Origin of the sequence: Alcanivorax hongdengensis A-11-3 (genome assembly GCF_000300995.1) — a bacterium.
Classification (GTDB): domain Bacteria; phylum Pseudomonadota; class Gammaproteobacteria; order Pseudomonadales; family Alcanivoracaceae; genus Alcanivorax; species Alcanivorax hongdengensis.
Map to the genome: position 1 here is coordinate 54,796 of NZ_AMRJ01000015.1, position 20,025 is coordinate 74,820.

The 20,025-nt window shown below is 55.6% G+C and carries 16 protein-coding genes; 3 read left to right on the top strand and 13 right to left on the bottom strand.

Features of this window, described 5'->3' with window-relative positions:
- Positions 1-27: 27 nt before the first annotated feature.
- The 3 genes from A11A3_RS10560 to A11A3_RS10570 are packed head-to-tail and all read right to left on the bottom strand — an operon-like array spanning position 28 to position 1,787.
- On the bottom strand, positions 28-627 hold the full coding sequence (locus tag A11A3_RS10560) for a DUF805 domain-containing protein (protein WP_008929287.1): 600 nt from the start codon (positions 625-627) through the stop codon (positions 28-30).
- Positions 602-1,015, bottom strand: a complete 414-nt coding sequence (locus tag A11A3_RS10565) for a YkvA family protein (protein ID WP_008929288.1) — start codon at positions 1,013-1,015, stop codon at positions 602-604. Before A11A3_RS10565 ends, A11A3_RS10560 begins: the two co-directional genes overlap by 26 nt.
- Positions 1,008-1,787 (bottom strand): ParA family protein, encoded by a 780-nt coding sequence (locus A11A3_RS10570; protein WP_008929289.1) that lies wholly within the window; start codon positions 1,785-1,787, stop codon positions 1,008-1,010. Before A11A3_RS10570 ends, A11A3_RS10565 begins: the two co-directional genes overlap by 8 nt.
- Positions 1,788-2,079: 292 nt before the next feature.
- Here A11A3_RS10570 and A11A3_RS10575 point away from each other — a divergent pair, with 292 nt between their 5' ends.
- Positions 2,080-3,420 (top strand): cytochrome P450, encoded by a 1,341-nt coding sequence (locus A11A3_RS10575; protein WP_008929290.1) that lies wholly within the window; start codon positions 2,080-2,082, stop codon positions 3,418-3,420.
- Positions 3,421-3,603: 183 nt separating this feature from the next.
- Here A11A3_RS10575 and gorA read toward each other — a convergent pair whose 3' ends face one another.
- A complete protein-coding gene (gene gorA, locus A11A3_RS10580) occupies positions 3,604-4,968 on the bottom strand; it encodes a glutathione-disulfide reductase (protein WP_008929291.1) in 1,365 nt (454 codons plus the stop codon).
- Positions 4,969-5,278: 310 nt separating this feature from the next.
- Between gorA and A11A3_RS10585 the strand changes: the two genes are divergently transcribed.
- Positions 5,279-5,914: a lytic transglycosylase domain-containing protein gene (locus A11A3_RS10585; protein ID WP_157375588.1), complete on the top strand. Its 636-nt coding sequence runs from the start codon at positions 5,279-5,281 to the stop codon at positions 5,912-5,914.
- A 15-nt stretch (positions 5,915-5,929) separates the two neighbouring features.
- Here the strand turns inward: A11A3_RS10585 and A11A3_RS10590 are convergent, their stop codons facing one another.
- Both A11A3_RS10590 and ppsA read right to left on the bottom strand, forming a co-directional pair.
- Positions 5,930-6,226 (bottom strand): Rieske (2Fe-2S) protein, encoded by a 297-nt coding sequence (locus tag A11A3_RS10590; protein WP_008929293.1) that lies wholly within the window; start codon positions 6,224-6,226, stop codon positions 5,930-5,932.
- Between the two features lie 285 nt (positions 6,227-6,511).
- Complete coding sequence (ppsA, locus tag A11A3_RS10595) at positions 6,512-8,884, bottom strand: phosphoenolpyruvate synthase (RefSeq protein WP_008929294.1); 2,373 nt, start codon at positions 8,882-8,884, stop codon at positions 6,512-6,514.
- Between the two features lie 709 nt (positions 8,885-9,593).
- On the opposite strand from ppsA, the gene ppsR reads away from it, so the two are divergent.
- The gene (ppsR, locus tag A11A3_RS10600; protein ID WP_008929295.1) at positions 9,594-10,412 is read left to right on the top strand and encodes a posphoenolpyruvate synthetase regulatory kinase/phosphorylase PpsR; all 819 of its coding nucleotides are present in this window, start codon (positions 9,594-9,596) and stop codon (positions 10,410-10,412) included.
- A gap of 180 nt (positions 10,413-10,592) precedes the next feature.
- On the opposite strand, the gene A11A3_RS10605 is transcribed toward ppsR, so the two are convergent.
- The 7 genes from A11A3_RS10605 to A11A3_RS17450 all read right to left on the bottom strand — a co-directional run bounded on the left by A11A3_RS10605 (position 10,593) and on the right by A11A3_RS17450 (position 19,983).
- A complete protein-coding gene (locus A11A3_RS10605) occupies positions 10,593-12,788 on the bottom strand; it encodes a DUF6160 family protein (RefSeq protein WP_157375591.1) in 2,196 nt (731 codons plus the stop codon).
- Positions 12,789-12,810: 22 nt separating this feature from the next.
- The gene (locus A11A3_RS17735; protein WP_162136914.1) at positions 12,811-14,271 is read right to left on the bottom strand and encodes a hypothetical protein; all 1,461 of its coding nucleotides are present in this window, start codon (positions 14,269-14,271) and stop codon (positions 12,811-12,813) included.
- Complete coding sequence (locus tag A11A3_RS10610) at positions 14,216-14,968, bottom strand: hypothetical protein (RefSeq protein ID WP_008929297.1); 753 nt, start codon at positions 14,966-14,968, stop codon at positions 14,216-14,218. The genes A11A3_RS17735 and A11A3_RS10610 overlap by 56 nt, the downstream gene beginning before the upstream one ends.
- Positions 14,965-16,293 (bottom strand): hypothetical protein, encoded by a 1,329-nt coding sequence (locus A11A3_RS17740; RefSeq protein WP_157375597.1) that lies wholly within the window; start codon positions 16,291-16,293, stop codon positions 14,965-14,967. Before A11A3_RS17740 ends, A11A3_RS10610 begins: the two co-directional genes overlap by 4 nt.
- 418 nt (positions 16,294-16,711) lie before the next feature.
- Positions 16,712-18,196, bottom strand: a complete 1,485-nt coding sequence (locus A11A3_RS10615) for a bifunctional 2-methylcitrate dehydratase/aconitate hydratase (RefSeq protein ID WP_008929298.1) — start codon at positions 18,194-18,196, stop codon at positions 16,712-16,714.
- A gap of 157 nt (positions 18,197-18,353) precedes the next feature.
- Positions 18,354-19,532: a 2-methylaconitate cis-trans isomerase PrpF gene (gene prpF, locus A11A3_RS10620; protein ID WP_008929299.1), complete on the bottom strand. Its 1,179-nt coding sequence runs from the start codon at positions 19,530-19,532 to the stop codon at positions 18,354-18,356.
- A 79-nt stretch (positions 19,533-19,611) separates the two neighbouring features.
- The gene (locus A11A3_RS17450) at positions 19,612-19,983 is read right to left on the bottom strand and encodes an endonuclease domain-containing protein (RefSeq protein ID WP_008929300.1); all 372 of its coding nucleotides are present in this window, start codon (positions 19,981-19,983) and stop codon (positions 19,612-19,614) included.
- Positions 19,984-20,025 lie beyond the last annotated feature (42 nt).

The window sequence follows — 20,025 nt, forward strand, 5'->3', positions numbered from 1 at the left end:
GAAGAAAAAGCGGCCGCGCCATCAATATCATGGCATTTTGATGTCGCCATGACGCAGGTCGCTCAGGTACTGATGCAGGTTGGCGCCTTCAGGCCCCAGCCAGTGGGGGGCAAACCAGCCGATCAGTAATACCGAGATCACCACCACCAATGACAGTACATTGACCAGCCACAACAGCCCGCCAATCACGTTAACCAGTATCGATGGTGGCGGGTTCGGTGTGCCATGGCGATTCATGGCGCTGCTGCCATCCCCCAGATAGAGAAAAAGCTGGAAGAGCAAATTCAGCAGTGGCACCAACATCAGTACCGTCAACCAGCCGCTGCGGTCCATGTCGTGCAGGCGGCGCACGATCAGGCCGGTCTGGTACACAACCATTACCAGTGCGACGGCGCCAGCCAGCCATGCAAACAACACGGGATGATTCACCGCCTGGCCAACCAGAAACGCCAGCGTGCCCAGCAACCCGGCGATCAAGGCCGCGGTAAACTGGTAACAGGCAAAGCGCAAACGCCCCAGCCGCTGCTGGAAACTCAGCGCCGACACCGGCTCATAAATCAGATGCCCTTGCCCTTGATAGCCCGGGCGGAATACCGGTGCATCATCTCGATGACGGCGAGCCCCCATTGTCCCCCTCCCCTTGCAGACGCCGCCACTGCTGATAGTTATCGATATCGCGGCGAGCCCATTTCATGGTTTTTCTTAGCAGTACCAGGTCATCCATCAGACCAATGGCCACTATGGCATCCGGGATGGCATCCAGCGGCATGAGAAAATAGACCAGGGTGCCGGCAAGCGCCACCAGCGTTGCCCACGGCACCTGCCGATAGCGACCGCTGGCCCAGTCCTTGAGCAACAGGGCCAGTAGCTGGAACTGTGTCAGGCTGTCCCCCAGTCGATCCCGGAAGCGCTCCCCTCTGGCAAGCACGGCGCGTGCCAACAAGCGGGTAGCGTTGGCCGAACGGAGTATCCGGGCGGCACGCCGCATGGCCACGGCGCCAAAAACGTTAGCCATGGAGTTCCTGGAACAGCTGCCGGTATTCTTCGGTGAGCTTGTGGCGGGGCTGCAGGTTGACCAGCGGCGTGGCCTGTTCGTGGGACTCACGCATGATGACGCTGGCCGACAGGCGGCTGGCGAGCATGGGTAGCCCCTCTTCCTCCAACGATGCTACCAGCTCCTGGGGAAGACGTGCCCGCGGCTGAAACTGGTTGACCACGATACCTTCCACTTTCAACTCGTCATTATGATCTTCACGGGCTTCCTGAATGTTTTCCAACAGGGTGTAAAGCGCCTTGCGGGAGAACGCATCGCAATCAAAGGGAATCAGTACCCGTTCGGCAGCGATCAGGGCCGACAGGGTATAAAAGTTGTAGGCTGGCGGGGTATCCACGTAAATGGCGTCATAGTCCTTCGATAGTGACTTGAGCAGGCCGCGCAGCTTGTAGATCTTGTGCTTGGATTCGAGCATGTGCTCGATCTCGCCCAGTTCTGCGTCCGAGGGCAGCACGAACAGATTTTCGAACGGTGTCGCATGCACGTAATCGCGCGGGTCTTTTTCCTTGAGACGGAACGAGAGAGTCTGCGCGAAGAAGGTGCCAATATTGGGTTTGGGCCCCTCGCCATTGTGATAGGCCTGCATGCCCAGCAGGTACTGGCTGGCATTGCATTGCGGATCCAGATCCACCACCAGGGTACGAAGCCCTTGGGCAGCACTCATGGCAGCCAGATTAACGGTAATGCTGGACTTGCCTACACCCCCTTTCTGATTGAACACCACTCGGCGCATTCATTGTTCTCCTGTACAACATTTTGGCGCGTGGGCGAATCATACACAGGCGCACTCTAACCTCACAATGTACCAGCCGGGGAAAAGTTTCCCACAGATGCTGTGGATAACCAGGTGCATAACCGGTGGGGGACCGGCGCCAGGCCCATGAAGCTGCCCGCTATGACGAACTGGTTAATCCTTCACCGCATGGTGAGTAAATGCGCTTGCAAAACTTATTTACTGGCGTTGCGTTAGTGCTGAACTTTACGCAAGATTGCTGTAAACACCATGTTTATCCGGAGCCCCTGTCATGCAACCCTTTTGCAGTTTGCCCGCCGGCTCGGCCCTCAAGCCCGTGCCCGGCGACCGTGGCCTGCCGGTGATCGGCCACACCCTGTCCTTCATGAATCGCCCCATCGATTTCATGCGTGAGCGTTACGACAAATACGGGCCAGTGTCCTGGAGCAGTGTGTTTGGCCTGCATATGGTGCAAATGCTGGGTCCGGACGCCAATCAGTTTGTCATGCTCAACCGTGACGAACTGTTCTCGAACCATCAGGGCTGGGATTACTTTATTGGCAAGTTCTTCCATCGCGGCATCATGCTGCTGGATTTTGATGAACACCGCTGGCACCGCCGTATCATGCAGCAGGCATTCAACCGGGATGTGTTACGTGGTTATCTGGCACGTATGGGGCCGCATATTGCCACCGGCCTTCGTCCGTGGGCATCGACGCGCCGCTTCAAGGCATTGCCGGCCCTCAAGCAATTGACCCTGGACCTGGCCACCGATGTATTCATGGGTTACGAGCTGGGCACTCAAGCTGACGCCATCAACCATGCCTTTGTGGATACGGTGCGTGCCGGTACCGCCATCATTCGCGCCCCGGTGCCCGGTCTGCGCTGGAAAAAAGGCCTGCAAGGACGCAAGGTGCTGGAGGATTTCTTCCGCAAGGAGCTGCCGAACAAACGGGCCAGCCAGGAATCCGACCTGTTCAGTGTGCTGTGCCATGCGCGTACCGAGGAAGGCCACCAGTTCAGTGATGATGATGTGATCAACCACATGATCTTTCTGATGATGGCCGCCCATGACACTACCACCATTACCCTTTCCACCCTCTTCTACCATCTGGCCAAGAACCCGGACTGGCAACAACGGCTGCGTGAGGAAAGCCGCGCCCTGGGCAAGGACTGCATCGATTACGATGACCTGGCCAGCCTGGAAGGCATCACTCTGTGCATGAAAGAGGCCCTGCGCCTGTGCGCGCCGGTGCCATCACTGCCCCGCCGTACGGTCAGGGATGTCAGCTATAACGGCTACTTCATTCCCGCCGGCACCTTTATCAACGTGGTGCCCTATTTCACCCACTACATGGAAGAATACTGGCCGGAGCCGGAGCGCTTTGACCCGGAGCGCTTCAGTGAGGCGCGCCGGGAAGACAAGGTACATCCGTACGCCTGGGTGCCTTTCGGCGGTGGCGCCCACAAATGTATAGGCCTGCATTTTGCTGAAATGCAGGTCAAGGCAATCTTGCACCAGGTGCTGCTCAACTACCGCTGGGATGTGCCGCAGGGCTATGAGATGCCCCTGGATACCACCAGCCTGCCTGTACCGGCTGATGGACTGCCGGTAAGGCTTCGTCGGGTGTGATGGCTCACGGAATTGGCTTCAAGCCCCTCTCCCATTGCGGGAGAGGGGTTGGGGAGAGGGGTGAGACAGATTTCCACCGCTCAGGTGAACAGCATTAGCCCCTTGTGGGAGTTTGCTTGCAAACGAACAGAGAGTCCTTTCGCGTGCAAGCACGCTCCCACAAAAAACGCTCCCCGGGCCCTGTCAGCTGGGGTTCACCCGCTCGGCTTGCCGCAGGGTCACCAGCTCTTCCGCTGACGTCGGGTGAATGCCGATGGTGGCATCAAAATCCGCCTTGGTGGCACCCATCTTCATGGCCACGGCAAACCCCTGGGTAATTTCCGGGGCATCTTCACCGGCCATGTGCAAACCCAGCACCCTGTCACTGGCATCATCAACGACCAGTTTGATCAGGGTGCGCTCCTGCTTGTCACCCAGGGTATAACGCATGGGGCGGAAGCTGCTGCGGTAGACACGCAAGCTATGACCTTTTTCCAGCGCCTCTTCCTCACTTAGACCCACCGTACCGATATTCGGGTGGCTGAATACGGCCGTGGCGATGTTGCTGTAGTCCATGGCCGCAGGACGTGTCTGGCCAAACAGATGAGCCGCCAGCCACATCCCCTCAGCCAGTGCCACCGGCGTCAACTCTACCCGGCCGATGACATCACCCAGTGCGTAGACGTTGTCCTGGCTGGTCTGGAACTGTTCATCGACACGGATGGCGCCCCTGTCGTTGAGGGCAGGCAGCATAGCGTCGGCAAACAGATTATCCAGCCGGGGGATGCGCCCGGTGGCGTAGAAGACCTCATCAAACGCTTCGATGTGCCCGTCCTGAAACGTCACCAGCTTTTTATCGCCGTCCAGGTCGATAGCCTGCACATCCGTGTTGAAACGCAGGTCCACGCCCTGCGCCTGCATCTGTTCGGCGACAAACCGGCGGATATCACCATCAAAACCGCGCAGGAACAGGTCACGCCGGTAGATCTGGCTGACCTGGCAGCCCAGGCCGTGCAGGATGCCGGCAAATTCGGTGGCAATGTAGCCACCGCCTACCACCGCCACTTTCTCCGGCAGGGTCTGCAAATAGAAAAGATCATCGGAAATACGCACATGCTCACGCCCGGGGAAATCCGGCACATAGGGCTTGCCACCCACGGCAACCAGAATCTTGCCAGTGGTGACCACCTGCTCATCCACCTGTACCTGGCCGGGCCCGACGACACGGCCATGTCCCTGCAGGATGGTGACACCGGCCTGGTTGAGAATGCGTTGGTAAATCCCGTTAAGGCGCTCGATCTCGCGGGTCTTGTTGTCACGCAGGGTGGGCCAGTGGAATGACCAACCCTCGATCTGGTAGCCGAAATCTTCTGCCAGGCTGAATTCCTGCCCGAAATGGGCGCCATAGGAAAACAGTTTCTTTGGCACACACCCCACATTAACGCAGGTACCACCGAAGAAACGCTCCTCGACAATGGCGACCCGGGCGCCATGGCTGGAGGCCATGCGTGCCGCCCGAACCCCACCGGAGCCGGCGCCAATGACTACCAAATCAAAGTCTGTGGTCAAAATACTTACCTCCCTTTGTCGTGCCCACCATTCTGGCGCCCCATTCATATAGCTCAAGCATTGCGTAGCAATCCAACCGATAGAAAACAGTTATTGCTCAGCTGGCCAGCCCCACTTTGCCACCGTGAACTTGGGAGCCAGGGAAAACGGTAGTATGCTTGCATGAAAAGGGAACGACCACGGCTGATCGGGGAAATCGACGCTCTGTCTGAAGATCGGCCTGACGGGATTGAAGCCCCACCGGGAACGGGGTATCTCTGCCCACAAGTACAACAAACCGGCGCCCTGCGTGTGCCGGAACAGGGTAACAATGAAAACAATGCGGATTCTGGGGGCATTGGCAGCCTGCCTGCTGTCGACAATGGCGCTCGGGGACAACATCTACAAGTATCGCGCACCGGATGGCACGATCCTGTTCACGGATCAGGCCAGTGACCGGGTGAGCCGTCATTACACCCTGCTGTCCGTTCGCAAGGGCTGGACCTACCACGCCCGCAAGCTCACCGAGGCCCAGCGCGACCAGTTTGACCGGCACATCACCCAGGCGGCCACCACCTACAAGGTGGACCCGGCACTGATCAAGGCCGTCATCCACGCGGAATCCATGTTCGACCGTTACGCGGTGTCCCGAGTCGGCGCACAGGGGCTCATGCAGTTAATGCCGGAAACCGCCCGTCAGCTGGATGTCAGCCACCCGTTCAACGCCCGCGAAAACATCAATGGCGGCACGCGCTTCCTGGCCTACCTGAAGGGCAAGTTCAGTTCTCTGGATGATATTCTCGCTGCCTACAATGCCGGCGAAGGCAATGTGCGGCGCTACGGTGGCGTACCGCCCTTCGCAGAGACCAAGGCCTACGTGAAAAAGGTCAAACAGCTTCGTCAACGCTATGCCGGTCAGTTCATCGCCAAACTGGGCGAAGAGCAGCCGGTGGTGGCTGCCCGCTAGCGTTAACAACCCCTATTACAGATCAACCCCCAGCCACTGCCCCTCATAGGCCAGGGAATACTGCTGCAGGACATAATTGTGTGACTGGCAATGCCCGTTGCGCAGGGAAAACTCCAGGCCGTGACCGGGACAGCGCAACTGATTGCCATGCAGTGTGGCACGGTCCAGGGGAAAGTCGGCGTGAGGGCAGCGGCGCTGGAATAGCCAGCTCTGGCCCTGCTCATGAATCAATAACAGTTCCTCGCGCCCCACCCTGACCGGCATGCGCAGACCGTCGTAGAGGTCAATGGTGCGAACCAGACGATGAAACATCCCCTCTCCCCTCCCTCATCCGAGCCTTTGCAGGCGCCTGCTTGCAAGCGAAAGGGGATAAATCTTCGCCTGCAAGCAGGCTCCCACACAAACCAAAGCGAATCTCTCGACTCTGGCTGTTTTGTAGGAGCTTGCTTGCAAGCGAAGGGTTTCTGATTCGTGTGAAAGCAAGCCCCCACATGATGCACCAAAACCCCGGCGTCCTGCACAAAACCCCACAACGTAAAAAGCCCGCAAATGCGGGCTTTTTACTGTGCGCCGTAGCGCCGGGGTGGTCAAGACGGCTTAGTGGCCGTGCTTCTCCGCCAGGTAGAACCAGGTATCCAGCACGGAGTCCGGGTTCAGGGACACGGAAGAGATGCCCTGCTCCATGAGCCACTTGGCCAGATCCGGGTGGTCCGACGGCCCCTGACCACAAATGCCCACATATTTACCTTGGGCATTACAGGCATCGATGGCCGCCTTGAGCAGCTTCTTCACCGCCGGGTCACGTTCGTCAAACAGGTGACTGACGATACCGGAATCCCGGTCCAGGCCGAGTGTCAGCTGGGTCAGGTCGTTGGAGCCGATGGAGAAGCCATCGAAGTGCTGCAGGAACTCGTCAGCCAGCAGGGCATTGGTGGGCAGCTCACACATCATGATGATGCGCAGGCCATTCTCGCCACGCTTGAGCCCGTTCTTGGCCAGCAGTTCAATGACCTGCTCCGCTTCGCCGGTGGTACGCACGAAGGGCACCATGATCTCCACGTTGGTGAAGCCCATGACGTCACGGACCTTCTTCAGCGCACGACACTCCAGCTCGAAACAGTCACGGAAGTTCTCGCTAATGTAACGGCTGGCGCCGCGGAAGCCCAGCATGGGGTTCTCTTCTTCCGGCTCGTACAGCTTGCCACCAATCAGGTTGGCGTATTCGTTGGACTTGAAGTCAGACAGACGAACAATCACTTTTTCCGGGTGGAAAGCTGCGGCCAGGGTGGAAATCCCCTCCACCAGTTTCTCCACGTAGAAGTCCACCGGGCCGGCATAGCCCGCGGTGCGCTTGTCCACGTTCTGCTTCACGTCCTTGGGAATGGTCTCGTAGTTCAGCAACGCCTTCGGGTGAACCCCGATCATGCGGTTGATGATGAATTCGAGACGGGCCAGACCCACGCCCTGGTTGGGCAAGGTGGCGAAATCAAAGGCACGGTCCGGGTTACCCACGTTCATCATGATCTTGAACGGCAGCTTGGGCATGGACTCAATGGAATTGCGCTGAATATCGAAATCCAGCATGCCTTCGTAGATCTTGCCGGTATCACCCTCGGCACAGGAGGCCGTCACTTCCTGACCATCCTTGAGGACTTCGGTGGCATCGCCACAGCCCACGATGGCCGGCACACCCAGCTCACGGGCGATGATCGCGGCGTGGCAGGTCCGGCCACCACGGTTGGTGATGATGGCGGCCGCCCGCTTCATCACCGGCTCCCAGTCCGGGTCGGTCATGTCGGTGACCAGCACATCGCCGGGCTGAACCTTTTCCATTTCCTTGATGTTGCTGACCACACGCACCTTGCCGGCACCAATGCGCTGACCGATGGAACGACCTTCCACCAGCACCTTGCCGGTCTGCTTGAGCAGATAGCGCTCCATGACATTGGCATCGGAGCGGCTTTTCACGGTTTCCGGGCGGGCCTGCACGATGTAAAGCTTGCCGTCGTCACCATCCAGTGCCCATTCGATATCCATGGGCATGCCGTAGTGCTTTTCGATTTCGATGGCCTGACGGGACAGATTCTCGATCTGCTGATCATTCAGGCAGAATTTCATGCGCTCGGCACCGTCCACATCAACGATCTGCACGGATTTACCCGCGGTGGCTTCCGCACCGTAGATCATTTTCTGCATCTTGCTGCCCAGATTACGGCGCAGGATGGCCGGTTTCTTGTTCAGCAGCGTCTTCTTGTGAACGTAGAACTCGTCCGGGTTGACGGCCCCCTGTACCACCATTTCACCCAGACCGTAGGACGCAGTGATAAACACCACATCGCGGAACCCGGATTCGGTATCCATGGAGAACATGACGCCGGCGGCACCGGTTTCCGAACGGACCATGCGCTGTACACCCGCGGACAAGGCGACCAGCTTGTGGTCAAAACCCTGGTGAACGCGATAGCTGATGGCACGGTCGTTGAACAGGGAGGCAAACACTTCCTTCACCGCGATCATGACACTGTCGATACCGCGGATATTGAGGAAGGTTTCCTGCTGGCCTGCAAAGGAGGCATCCGGCAGGTCTTCGGCGGTGGCGGAAGAACGCACCGCTACCGGCAGGTCCGCATTGCCTTCACCAATCTGGGCATAGGCATCGCGGATGGCGTCTTCCAGCGCCGGCTGGAACGGGGCATCAACAACCCACTGGCGGATCTGCTCGCCGGTTTTGGCCAGCGCCACCACATCATCAACGTCCAGGGCGCTGAGCGCATCGTTGATCTTCTGGGTCAGGTTGTTGTGCTCAAGGAACTCGCGAAAGGCTTCAGCGGTGGTAGCGAACCCGCCCGGTACGGACACACCGGCCGCCGACAGATTGCTGATCATTTCACCGAGGGATGCATTCTTGCCGCCTACGCGCTCAACGTCATCTTTCCCCAGGTCCTGGAACCAGACTACATATTCCGCCAAGGTCGTCTCCTTTTACGTATTACCGGTTGTGTGACGGGCCAAACAAGCTTTGCCTGTGCAAATCGAGCCGCCATTCTACTCAAAACCCGCCCGGTTTGCCTGCCCCTGATCCGAAAATGGGTACGACTTTCGTCAATACCCGCTCCCTGCCCTGCGCCAGCTCAATATGCCCTTGAAAATGAAGGGATATTTTGCCAGTCGTCCTTCGGAGGGTGCGCAGTTTAGTGGCATGTGAAGGCGGTAACAATGCCGTGCGGACGTTCCCGCATCCCGGATCGGCAATATTTCCCCGCAAGGCTGGCACAGCCTCGCCGGGCGCTGCAGGCTGTTGAAAGCCCCTTGCATGCTCATAATACTGCTCACTTAAGCGGTGCAAATCTGGCTCAACCCTTTCAGGCAGGTTCCCTCTCCCCTTGCGGGAGAGGGACAGGGAGAGGGTGGGGAAAATTTCAATGACTTATCATTGATCGAGCTGTCACGTCCCCCTCTCCCCCACCCCTCTCCCGCAAGGGGAGAGGGGCTTAAAAGCTTAAGTGAACAGCACACAATGGGCTTTTCAACAGCCTGCCAGACTGTCACCATTGAAAACAATGACTTACGCATTGCCAGGCAGCTACCCGTAAACGCCCCTGCATTTTATTGTGGGAGCGTGCTCGCACGCGAAGGGTGCATTGCAATGCCAGCCCCTATACAAAAACGGCAGGACCCCATGAAAAGAACGGCCTTCTACCTCTCTGATGGCACCGGCATCACCGCAGAAACCCTGGGTCATAGCATGCTCAGTCAGTTCGGGGACATCGAGTTCGTGCAGATCACCCTGCCCTTCGTGCAATCGGATGAGCAGACCCGCGAAGCCGTGGCGCGCATCAACAAGGCCGCCCGGGAAGACGGCGAAAAGCCGGTGGTATTTTCCACCCTGGTCAACAGTGATCACCGCGCCCTGTTGCATGATTGTGAGGGCCTGGTGCTGGATTTGTTTGGCGCCTTTCTCAATCCGCTGGAAGACGAGCTGGGCGTGCGTTCCAACCACAAGATCAACCAGAGCCACGCCATCCGCGACGCCGAGTCCTACCGCATTCGCATCAACGCCGTGCACTTTGCCCTGGACAACGATGATGGCGCCCGCACCCGCCATTACGATCAGGCCGATGTCATCCTGATCGGCGTTTCCCGCTCCGGCAAAACCCCCACCTGCCTGTATCTGGCCCTGCAGTTTGGCCTGTTCACCGCCAACTACCCGCTCACCGAGGATGACTTCGACGACCTGCGCCTGCCCAAATCACTGGTCGAGCATAAAGACAAGCTGTTCGGCCTGACCATCAACGCCGAACGCCTCAGCGCCATCCGCAGCGAACGAAAAGCCGGCAGCCGCTATGCCTCCCTGCGCCAGTGCGACATGGAACTACGCGGCCTGGAAGCCATGTACAACAAGCATGGCATTCCCTATCTGGATGCCACCGAGTTATCGATTGAGGAAATCAGCACACGGGTGCTGGCGATGAAGGGGTTGAAGCGGCGCTTGCAGTAACGCCTGTTCTTGTAGGAGCTTGCCTGCAAGCGATACTGCCGCTCGTCACTTAACAATTAAGCAGCTCGCAATCTTTAAAATTCCAGAACGTATCCCGCGCTCAATAACCAATAAAAGCCCCGCTCTCATGGCGGGGCTCGCTAATACCTCAAAGCTCGAATTTCTAATTGCTTTGATGTATCAATCCTGTTGCTCAAGCGTAATTGACGAGTAAATATGCGCTGAGGGAATAATCATTGAGCCGAGATCCTTCCCTCCAAATTCAACCCGTCCGATCTCCAGAGGATCTCCGGCCCCGCCACCCGGCTTGGTCGCAGCAGTGCCAACCAGCATGCGGTTCTCTATACGGAGCCTGGGTTTGTGATTCGTGGCGTCGTCAGAAGCCGGGATCAAGTTGATCACTCCACCTTTTGCTTCGTCAGCATTAGCCAATGTATCTCTGTAAGGAATTTCCACATCACCCGTTATATCAGCAAGCCGGAGATCCGCATCAAGCTTGTCAAAATGCGGCTCTGCGAGCGAGATATAAGTGCCGTCATCATGGCCATTATGATTACCGCCCGCTCCATATGTTTCATTGGAAAAGCTGTTGTTCAGGTTGGCAAAGCTCAAGAAGCCGCCAAAAAGCACGGCATCCCGAGACAGCGCGGGCAAAATGCTGAATGCGAAGTCGTCCATCTCGAGATTCACGTCAATATAACTGCCGTTAACCGGCGACTCCATGTAGGGAATATCGCCACCCCCGAACATGCCCCGCGCCTGTAGTCGGACGCCCTGATCAGAAGAAAACTTCAGACCACCAGCATACAAGCCAAGGCCGATATCCATGCCCTTGGCAGCAAAGAGAAGGTCTGCCCCCATGATGCCGATAGCCAGATTCTTATCCGTATCACCGATCATGAAGTTGGTACCATTTTTCCAGCGATCTTCCGGTGTTGTCCCTAACGTCTGAATGGCGGTAATAACATCCATCTTTATTCCCGCCCCGCTCTGAGGATAAAGGTACATATTGCTATTGAGATCGCCCAACGTATATATAAGTGCCCAGTTTTCATTATCCACATCCCAGGCTGAGTTGGTTCCATCTCTGTAAGAAACGCCTGATGAGTAAGCATGCAACCCCCAATCACGCGCTACTAGAGCAAGGCCTGAATCTGTTGAGGTAAAGCCAAGGGATTGCTGGGCACCCATCACCGGTGTTTGTGATCCCGAGCCGCATGTCAGCTGGCCAACCCCATTAGTGCCACCATAGCAAATATTGCCGACCGCATAGCCGGCAGGGATAGCACCAAGAGCAATAGAACCAAATTCAACATCTTTCTTTTTATCTGGATCAGCTGCCTTATAAAGGCTTTGCGGCTTGGTAAACTCAAGATAAGAATGGTCACCACCGGCTTCACCAGCGACAAATTGAAAATCACTGGCGAGATTGAAACCAATTGACGTTGTTATACCTTGGGATAAGGTTCCATCTGAAAGTGTAATTCCCTGGGATTTAAGGTTAAACAAGAAATCATCGAGCCCCCCGCGCCACCCGAAATAAAGCAACGGCAAGGAGCTGCTATTAACTTCAAAGGGGGTTGCCGCATTGGCCAGGACGTCGAATGTCAAGTTGAAGTCGGTACGGGTGCCAGGCGCGCTTTGAACAATCAGTCCATCACTGTCAATACCTACCGTCCCCTCATGCATATCCAGCAAAAAGGCAAAATTATCCAGCTGCGCACCGGTGTCCGTCATCTTGTAGAAAATTTGCCCGGGGTTGGCCACGGTCCAATCCGTCGGTGTTGCTCCACTGGCGTCCACATTACCAATGTTAAGAATAAGGCGTGCTTTATCTGTACTTGAATTGAATAGGCCGCCATCACCAAACAAGGCAAAACGACCCGCAGAATCTATCGCAAGGCTACCAAAAGAACGCGTATCGTCTGATACGGACACGCTATCCATCTGCATCCGCATACGGTTCCAAGTTGCATCAAGACCGAGACCAGCACGACCGTCAGAGTTTGTATAGGCATCAATAGCCAGCGCGATATCCAAAGCGTGAGTGGCAGCTGCACCATTGGGGTCAATAGGGATTAGCTTAAAAGAATCGCTAGCGTTGTTAGCCTTGCCAATACGCAAGGAGTTTTCCAGGGCGCTATCGCCAGGATTCATTGTCCATTTGATTTGGTCAGCGGATATCCCCGTTTCGCTTTGCAAACTTACCGTTATGCCATCTCTGCCGGTCACTGAGCCCATTTCTTTTTCGGAGAGCCCCTGCATCGCATATCCAGGCACAACAATGACTGATAAAACCATCATCAAGGATGAAGCTTTAAACTTATTACTCTTTTTATTTGCAGTCACTTCTACCACCTGTAATTGCAATCCCATAGCACCGAATCAATAGAATCAATTAGCAGAATTTAGCCGAACCAAAACAGTTTGGGTGAAAGTTTTGCCCGGAAAGTTGAAGATCCGTGAGAGTCAGATTCAAAGGATTGGGGACTTGAACATTACCAATATCCACATCTAAGCCATCCCCACCAATAACCCCACCAATATCATTGGTATTAGCAGGGTGATTTGATAAATAACTTCCGACCTGAGCGGCAATTTGCGGGAAAAGAGTTGCCACATCGATAGGGGCGACCGGATTCACACTGCCCAAATTCACTTCATTTTTAAATGACATCCACCACCCTTGGCGCGCCACATCAGCATTGGCAGAATCTGGCCAATTTACGGGTTCCTTTTGAAATGAAAGGTAAAAGGGTGAATCTACAGGCAAGCTATGAATATACCCAAGACCTTGATTGATGGTCACATCCGCCTTCATATTTTCAATTGAGCCGGACATGAATACATTTGTAAATGTACGCCCTTCTGGTGCGACTAAGCAGGCAAAAAATGAACAATCAGTAACTTTTGCGTCAATTGGCCCGCCTTGAGTTTGTACGGTTTGCGATGCCCCAGTGCCAGACACTTGGCCCGAACTCGGATAGCTATTATCAAGATATATTGTCGGAACCGATATGGTCGTATTAATCGGCAATGAGGTTATTCTCTTGCCATTAACCGAAATGGCATCAGCTGTAAATGGGAGCCCGCTCATTGCAGGAATATTAAAGCCACCATTCGTTGTTTTAAATTCAGCCCAGAGCCCACTTGCATTGAAAACAACCATTTTCCCTTCAACAGGATACGTTGCTGCATTGAAGTAGGCAGATGATGTATGCGCCAAGCCATGAATCTGACCACTAGCTTCATCTGACTGCACATTCATGTAACCGGAAAAAGTATTCAATCCATTAGGTGTTGTGGAATTTTCGGTGCCCATCGACAAAAGGCCAGCGGCCTGCTCCGCACTCATCCTAATACCTGTAATTTCTCGTAGTGTTCGTGATTGATCATTTTTTACTGCGAACTCAAAATATGGCTTTGTCAGGGTCGCAGAACTACCGGCACGACTGGCAGAGTTGTCCATGCCACTTAGGCTGAGATGATCAATGTCAATGTCGCAATGTTGCCCATTCATCACGCCTGACGTACAACCCAGCTGCAATTTGTCGATATTAAGGTTAAGATCAAGCTTCGCATTTAACCCAGCTTTATAGAAAGTCATCCCGTTATAAGAAATCCCCTCGGAAGAGGTTCCTCCTGGCTGGAACTGCTTTCCCATTTCAATAAGTGCCTGGCCTGTCACCAGTGATAATTGATGATCCTTTAGCTCTGTCATTGCCTGGGCTTTTGCTATAACCATCAGCGATAGGACAGCCAGAATCGTGACAATTTTTTTTCTCATGTCATTTCGCATCCGATCAAAACCCATACATATAGAAGTCACCACCGAAGGCAATGCCAGCTTGGTAGCCATTATTATCAGCAATTTTCAAGCCCATAAATGAACCGTTGATGTTCCCGCGACTCCAGCCATCCTGAACATTCACCGCACTGTTTGGCTCCACTGCCAACCCCTCGAAATACATACCAAAACGGGCATCACTATAACCAGTCACTGTTTTTGACGAAGAATCGTAACTCCCGCCGGTATTCGGGTAACTAGTACGAAGGCCCGCTAATGCGGCAATGCTTGCGGCGCTACATCCTGTTTCGAGCAAACAATTGTGATCCGGATCCTGAAAGGTTGCTGGATCAAACCACCCCGTTTTACTGCTACCCCTTGATTCATTAAGCTTAGATGCATCAAGGCTAAGTTTATTGACTACGAGAGATGCATAGCCATTCTTTGCTACCAGCCACTCCGTTTCCCTGTTTTTAAGCTGGATTCCAAATCGACAATTCATGTTCTCCAGGCTGGAGCCACCGTTTGGCGTGCTACAACCATCTGCGCCGGCTATGGGTGCACCCGCCTCGTTGAAGCCTGTATTAGAGTCGTCGTCGGGGGAGCTATTGAAGTAATACTCCATGCTCACCAGGATACCCTTTTGGCCTGTAACAGCGCCCAATTCCTCTTCACTTAAAGGTTGGAGCGACTGAGCGAAAAGCATTGTTGGGGCAAAGGAGATCAAGCTGCCGAGAAAAAAAATTGACCAATTTGTTTTAAGCTTCATGGGGCAGCCCCCAAGGTTGTAATTTTCAGATGGTGTATTCGCATACCTTCGATACGGGAAATGCCTATATTGGTCACAGCCGCGCTATTGCAGGTACTACCTGCAGTACAGCCGCTCGTACCACCAACAAAATACATACCGTTATTGGTTGTTGTCGCATCGGGAAGACCCACACCCGTCGTGGTATTAACCCCTGTGAAGTCACCCCACCGAACGTACCCCGCTGTTTTCGTGTTCGGGTTTTGAATGGAGCCATCCGCATTTAATGCACAGTCACCGCTGTTGCCGACATCACCACAGTAGAAGTTATTGTAAATTTCAGGAATATTGGGGATTTGAGTGAGCTCAATAACAAAATCACCCGTTGCGTTCCCACTTCCATCCCTTAGTGCATCCAAGGTTATGGCCTGATAGTGAAGTGTGCCGAGAGGCAGGAAGGCATCAACATTTTTAAAGTACACACCCTCATTATCCTGGAAATCAGGCACCCAATGTAATGCGTCAGGAGAATTGCCAGTTTGCCTTACCGAGAACCGGAAATCACCAGACAGTGCGCTCTGATAAGTAATACCAAGAGTCTTGTTCGCTTCGGTGTCAGCGGTTTGCATTAACCTCAATATTGCTGGTTGGCCATCTTTTGTAACTGGCTTACCTCGGATGATGGTCTGACTCTGCAAGAAATTGGCGCAATCAGTGCCACCCGACGAGCAATTAGGAGCGCCAAGATCGGCGCTTGCCGCTCCGACCTGACGGTTCACTTCAAGCTCACCCCAGAAGCTCCAACGCCATTTTTCCGTATGGCTAGGCCCTATCAACTCAAGGATGGTAGGCATTTCCTTGCCTGTGTCGCCATTCAGATAAGTCCCTTGAAAGTCATAGCCTTTGTATTGGAAGACACGAAGGACGTAAGGATCATAAACTGAAGCAGCCGCACCAATACCGAAAGGGTTTTGCGTGACTCCGTCCGAATTATTGGGGTTACCACTACCAATGGGGCAGGAAAGCGCCCCGCCCACCCCACTGGTGCTACAACCGTTACCATACCAATCCGTACCGGCACTATTCTTGCCATTGGTAATGGACAAACCATAGTAACGGGCGTCACCACGCTGCCAACCAGAGCCCTGTGCCGTAGTGCCAGTCAGCTCAATAAAACTGGTCGGCGCAAAGCGCATGCTGAAATTATCGAATGCAAAGGCCAAACCAGCCCCCTGCACCTTGGACAGCGACGTATCATCAAGTTCGGTAAGCGCACAGACCGGCCCGGCACTCAATGAGAGCACCGCAGCCAGTACTGTGTAAGGAAGGAGGTTGTTGCGCCGCACAGACACCTCGTTGTTGTTCTAATAGGTTGTCGGCCTTGTTTGGCTGACATTTGTTAACGTTTGGAATAAAGAGTACACGGCTGCAACATTTGCGGCAACATTCGTTAACATAACTACAACGAAAGGGTTGCGGAAACTTTGGCTTAATTTTCAGTGACTTGCGCAGATATCAGCATGACACTTTATTCTGATATCGTCTCAAATATGACCAAATGTGCACTTTGGCCCGGCGTGTTACCAAAGTGCACATGCGTCGTGTGCTCGGGATCGGCTCGGTAGCCTGCGGGTTCGCTTGCTGGCAAGCTCCTACGATGGGGACCAGGGCGTCTCATCTTTGGTAGGAGCGACGCTTGAGTCGCGAATGAATGTGGTCGCGAGCAGGTTCGCGACTCTAGCGTCGCTCCTACATCCCCCTCCCCTACAGAGACCAAGCCGCCATGAACTGGTCGACGGGGGTTTCTGCCAGGTTTGTTGGTTCGTTGCACAGGGTTTTCAGTTGTTGCGTGCGGTGGGCCGGGAAGACTGTTGCCAGGTTATGGCTGAACTTGCTCTCCAGCACCGGTCGGCCCTCTTCCCGGCGTCGGCGGTGGCCAATGGGGTACTCAACTTCGACGTTGTCGGTGCATGATCCATCGGCAAACCAGACCTGGACGGCATTGGCAATGGAGCGCTTTTCCGGGTCCAGGTAATCGCGGCTGTAGCGCGGGTTTTCTTCTACCGTCATTTTGCTGCGCAGCTGGTCAATCAGCTGATTGGCCTGGTGGAAAGCGTCTTCGTAATGATCAGCGGTCAGTGCGCCAAAGATCAAAGGTACCGCGACCATATATTGTAGGCAGTGATCGCGATCTGCCGGGTTGGCCAGGTTGCCCTGTTTGGAGATGATTCGAATGGCGGATTCCTGGGTGCTGATAACGATGCGGTCAATGTCCTGGAGGCGGTCACGGACCTGCGGGTGTAATGTGACCGCCGCCTCACAGGCGGTCTGGGCATGGAATTCCGCCGGAAAGCTCAGCTTGAAGAGGATGTTTTCCATCACATAGCTGCCGTACTGGCGCGTAAAGCGAAAGCGGCGCTCTTCCTCAGGCTTGAGTGCCAGATCCTTGTTGGTGGTGGAGAAAAGCACGTCGTAAAAGCCCCACTGGGGCGCGCTCAGGGCGCCAGGTACGCCCATTTCACCCCGCAACGCCATATCTGCCAGGCGTACCGCCCGGCTGCTGGCATCACCGGCCGCCCAGGACTTTCTGGAACCCGCATTGGGCGCATGGCGGTAGGTACGCAGTGACTGGCCATCGACCCAGGCGTGGGAAACCGCCGACAGCATCTGCTCGCGGTTGGCACCCATCAACCAGGCCGCCACGGCGGTGGATGCCACCTTGACCAGCACCACATGATCCAGCCCGACCCGGTTGAAGCTGTTCTCCAGCGCCAGCACCCCCTGAATTTCGTGGGCCTTGATCATGGCCTCCAGCACGGTGGCCATGGAGAGCGGCGCCCTGCCCTGTGCCCGGTTCCTCTGTGATTGATGGTCGGCGACGGCCAGGATGGCACCCAGATTATCCGAGGGGTGCCCCCACTCCGCCGCCAACCAGGTATCGTTGAAATCCAGCCAGCGAATCATGGCGCCGATGTCCCAGGCGGCCTTGATCGGGTCCAGTCGATAGGGGGTGCCCGGAACCCTGCCCCCCAACGGCACCTGCGTCCCTTCCACCAGGGGGCCGAGATGCTTGGTGCATTCCGGGTAACGCAACGCCAGCATGGCACACCCGAGGCTATCCATCAGACATAGGCGGGCGGTTTCCCAGGCTTCGCTGGAGTCCACGCGATAATCACGAACATAGTCGACAATCGCCTGGATCTCCGGGTCGTAATCCGGGCGTTCATTCTGATCGGCGTTGACGGACATACGGGTGCCTCCCTGGCTGGCTTTGACGCATTACCAGACTGAAAGGCTTTTGGGGGAGGGTCAAGACAGGGGCGCACCCCCTCTAGCTCCCCCTCATTGAGGGGGAGGACAGGCCTTTACCTGCCAAGAGGTGCTCATGGACGGCTGCTGGAGGATATCAGAAACAGTCGCCGGGGATGCGCACGTTGCCTTCCATCAGTACACGGGCACTGCGGCTCATGCTGGCCTTGGTGGCGGTCCACTGGCCGTCAACCTGTGTGGCACCGGCGCCGACGCGAAGGGTGCCGGAAGGATGGCCGAAGGTGACACTGTCACGTTCCCCACCACCGGCAGCCAGGTTCACCAGCGTGCCCGGTACCGCTGAGGCACTGGCGATGGCCACCGCCGCGGTGCCCATCATGGCGTGGTGCAGTTTCCCCATGGACAGCGCACGCACCAGCAGGTCGATATCCCCTTCACCGATTTGCTTGCCGCTGGACGCCGTGTAGGTCTTTGGTTTGGCGACAAAAGCCACCTTGGGGGTGTGTTGGCGAGCTTCGGCTTCTTCGATGTTCTCGATCAGGCCCATGCGCTTGGCGCCGTAGGCGCGGATGGTCTCGAACATGGCCAGGGCGTCCTTGTTTTCGTTGATGTCGCCCTGCAACTCGGTACCGGTGTAACCGATATCTTCCGCATTCACGAAAACAGTGGGGATGCCCGCATTGATCATGGTGGCCGGGAAGGTGCCCACGCCAGGGACTTCCAGCTCATCAACCACATTGCCGGTGGGGAACATGGCGCCCTCCCCGTCTGCCGGGTCCATAAAGTCCACCTGCACCTCTGCCGCCGGGAAGGTCACGCCGTCCAGCTCGAAGTCACCGGTTTCCTGGACTTCACCATTGGTGATCGGTACGTGGGCGACGATGGTTTTCTGGATATTGACCTGCCAGATACGCACCACCGCGATGCCGTTTTCCGGAATGCGATCCGCGGCGACCAGACCATTACTGATAGCGAAGGAGCCGACGGCCGCCGTCAGGTTGCCGCAGTTACCGCTCCAGTCCACGAACGGCTTGTCGATGGAGACCTGACCGAACAGGTAGTCCACATCGTGATCCGCCTTTTCGCTTTTGGCCAGGATGACCGTTTTGCTGGTGCTGGAGGTGGCGCCACCCATGCCGTCAGTTTGCTTGCCGTAGGGATCAGGGCTGCCGATCACCCGCAGCAGGATCTTATCACGGGCAACGCCCGGGACCTGGGCGGCTTCGGGCAGGTCGGTGAGGCTGAAGAAAACGCCCTTGCTGGTGCCGCCACGCATGTAGGTGGCGGGGATTTTGATTTGAGGTGCATGAGCCATGGTTGTTCCTTTGAGTTGCAGATGCCCCCTCTCCCCAACCCCTCTCCCGCCAGGGGAGAGGGGTCTAAACCGAAGATATCTACTCGGTTCCCTCGCCCCTAGCGGGAGAGGGACAGGGAGAGGGGGTAACGGCATTGAATATCACAGCCAATACCGCTTCCACATTTTGCAAAATGTCATTATTCCAGAAACGTAACACCTGGAATCCCTGATCTCGAAGCCAGGCATCACGCTGCCAATCTTTATGGCTACCGTTATGCTGACCACCATCAGCCTCAACGATGAGCCTTTCTCCGAAGTGCACAAAGTCTACGATGTAAGGCCCCAGCGGCTGTTGGCGGCGAAATTTCTGGCCATTCAGGCGGCGGGCTCTCAGGTGCCGCCATAACAGACGCTCGGCGTCGGTCATGTTTTTCCGCAATTCCTTTGCGAAATGGTGGCGGTAGTCCATTACCGTCGCTTCCTTGTTTAAGGTCGTGTTTCACCCTCTCCC

Coding starts and splice junctions, on each gene's coding strand:
- A11A3_RS10560 (WP_008929287.1), bottom strand. CDS start 627: ATGGGGGCTCGCCGTCATCGAGATGATGCACCGGTATTCCGCCCGGGC.
- A11A3_RS10565 (WP_008929288.1), bottom strand. CDS start 1,015: ATGGCTAACGTTTTTGGCGCCGTGGCCATGCGGCGTGCCGCCCGGATA.
- A11A3_RS10570 (WP_008929289.1), bottom strand. CDS start 1,787: ATGCGCCGAGTGGTGTTCAATCAGAAAGGGGGTGTAGGCAAGTCCAGC.
- A11A3_RS10575 (WP_008929290.1), top strand. CDS start 2,080: ATGCAACCCTTTTGCAGTTTGCCCGCCGGCTCGGCCCTCAAGCCCGTG.
- A11A3_RS10585 (WP_157375588.1), top strand. CDS start 5,279: ATGAAAACAATGCGGATTCTGGGGGCATTGGCAGCCTGCCTGCTGTCG.
- A11A3_RS10590 (WP_008929293.1), bottom strand. CDS start 6,226: ATGTTTCATCGTCTGGTTCGCACCATTGACCTCTACGACGGTCTGCGC.
- ppsR (WP_008929295.1), top strand. CDS start 9,594: ATGAAAAGAACGGCCTTCTACCTCTCTGATGGCACCGGCATCACCGCA.
- A11A3_RS10605 (WP_157375591.1), bottom strand. CDS start 12,788: ATGGGATTGCAATTACAGGTGGTAGAAGTGACTGCAAATAAAAAGAGT.
- A11A3_RS17735 (WP_162136914.1), bottom strand. CDS start 14,271: ATGGCTACCAAGCTGGCATTGCCTTCGGTGGTGACTTCTATATGTATG.
- A11A3_RS10610 (WP_008929297.1), bottom strand. CDS start 14,968: ATGAAGCTTAAAACAAATTGGTCAATTTTTTTTCTCGGCAGCTTGATC.
- A11A3_RS10615 (WP_008929298.1), bottom strand. CDS start 18,196: ATGTCCGTCAACGCCGATCAGAATGAACGCCCGGATTACGACCCGGAG.
- prpF (WP_008929299.1), bottom strand. CDS start 19,532: ATGGCTCATGCACCTCAAATCAAAATCCCCGCCACCTACATGCGTGGC.
- A11A3_RS17450 (WP_008929300.1), bottom strand. CDS start 19,983: ATGGACTACCGCCACCATTTCGCAAAGGAATTGCGGAAAAACATGACC.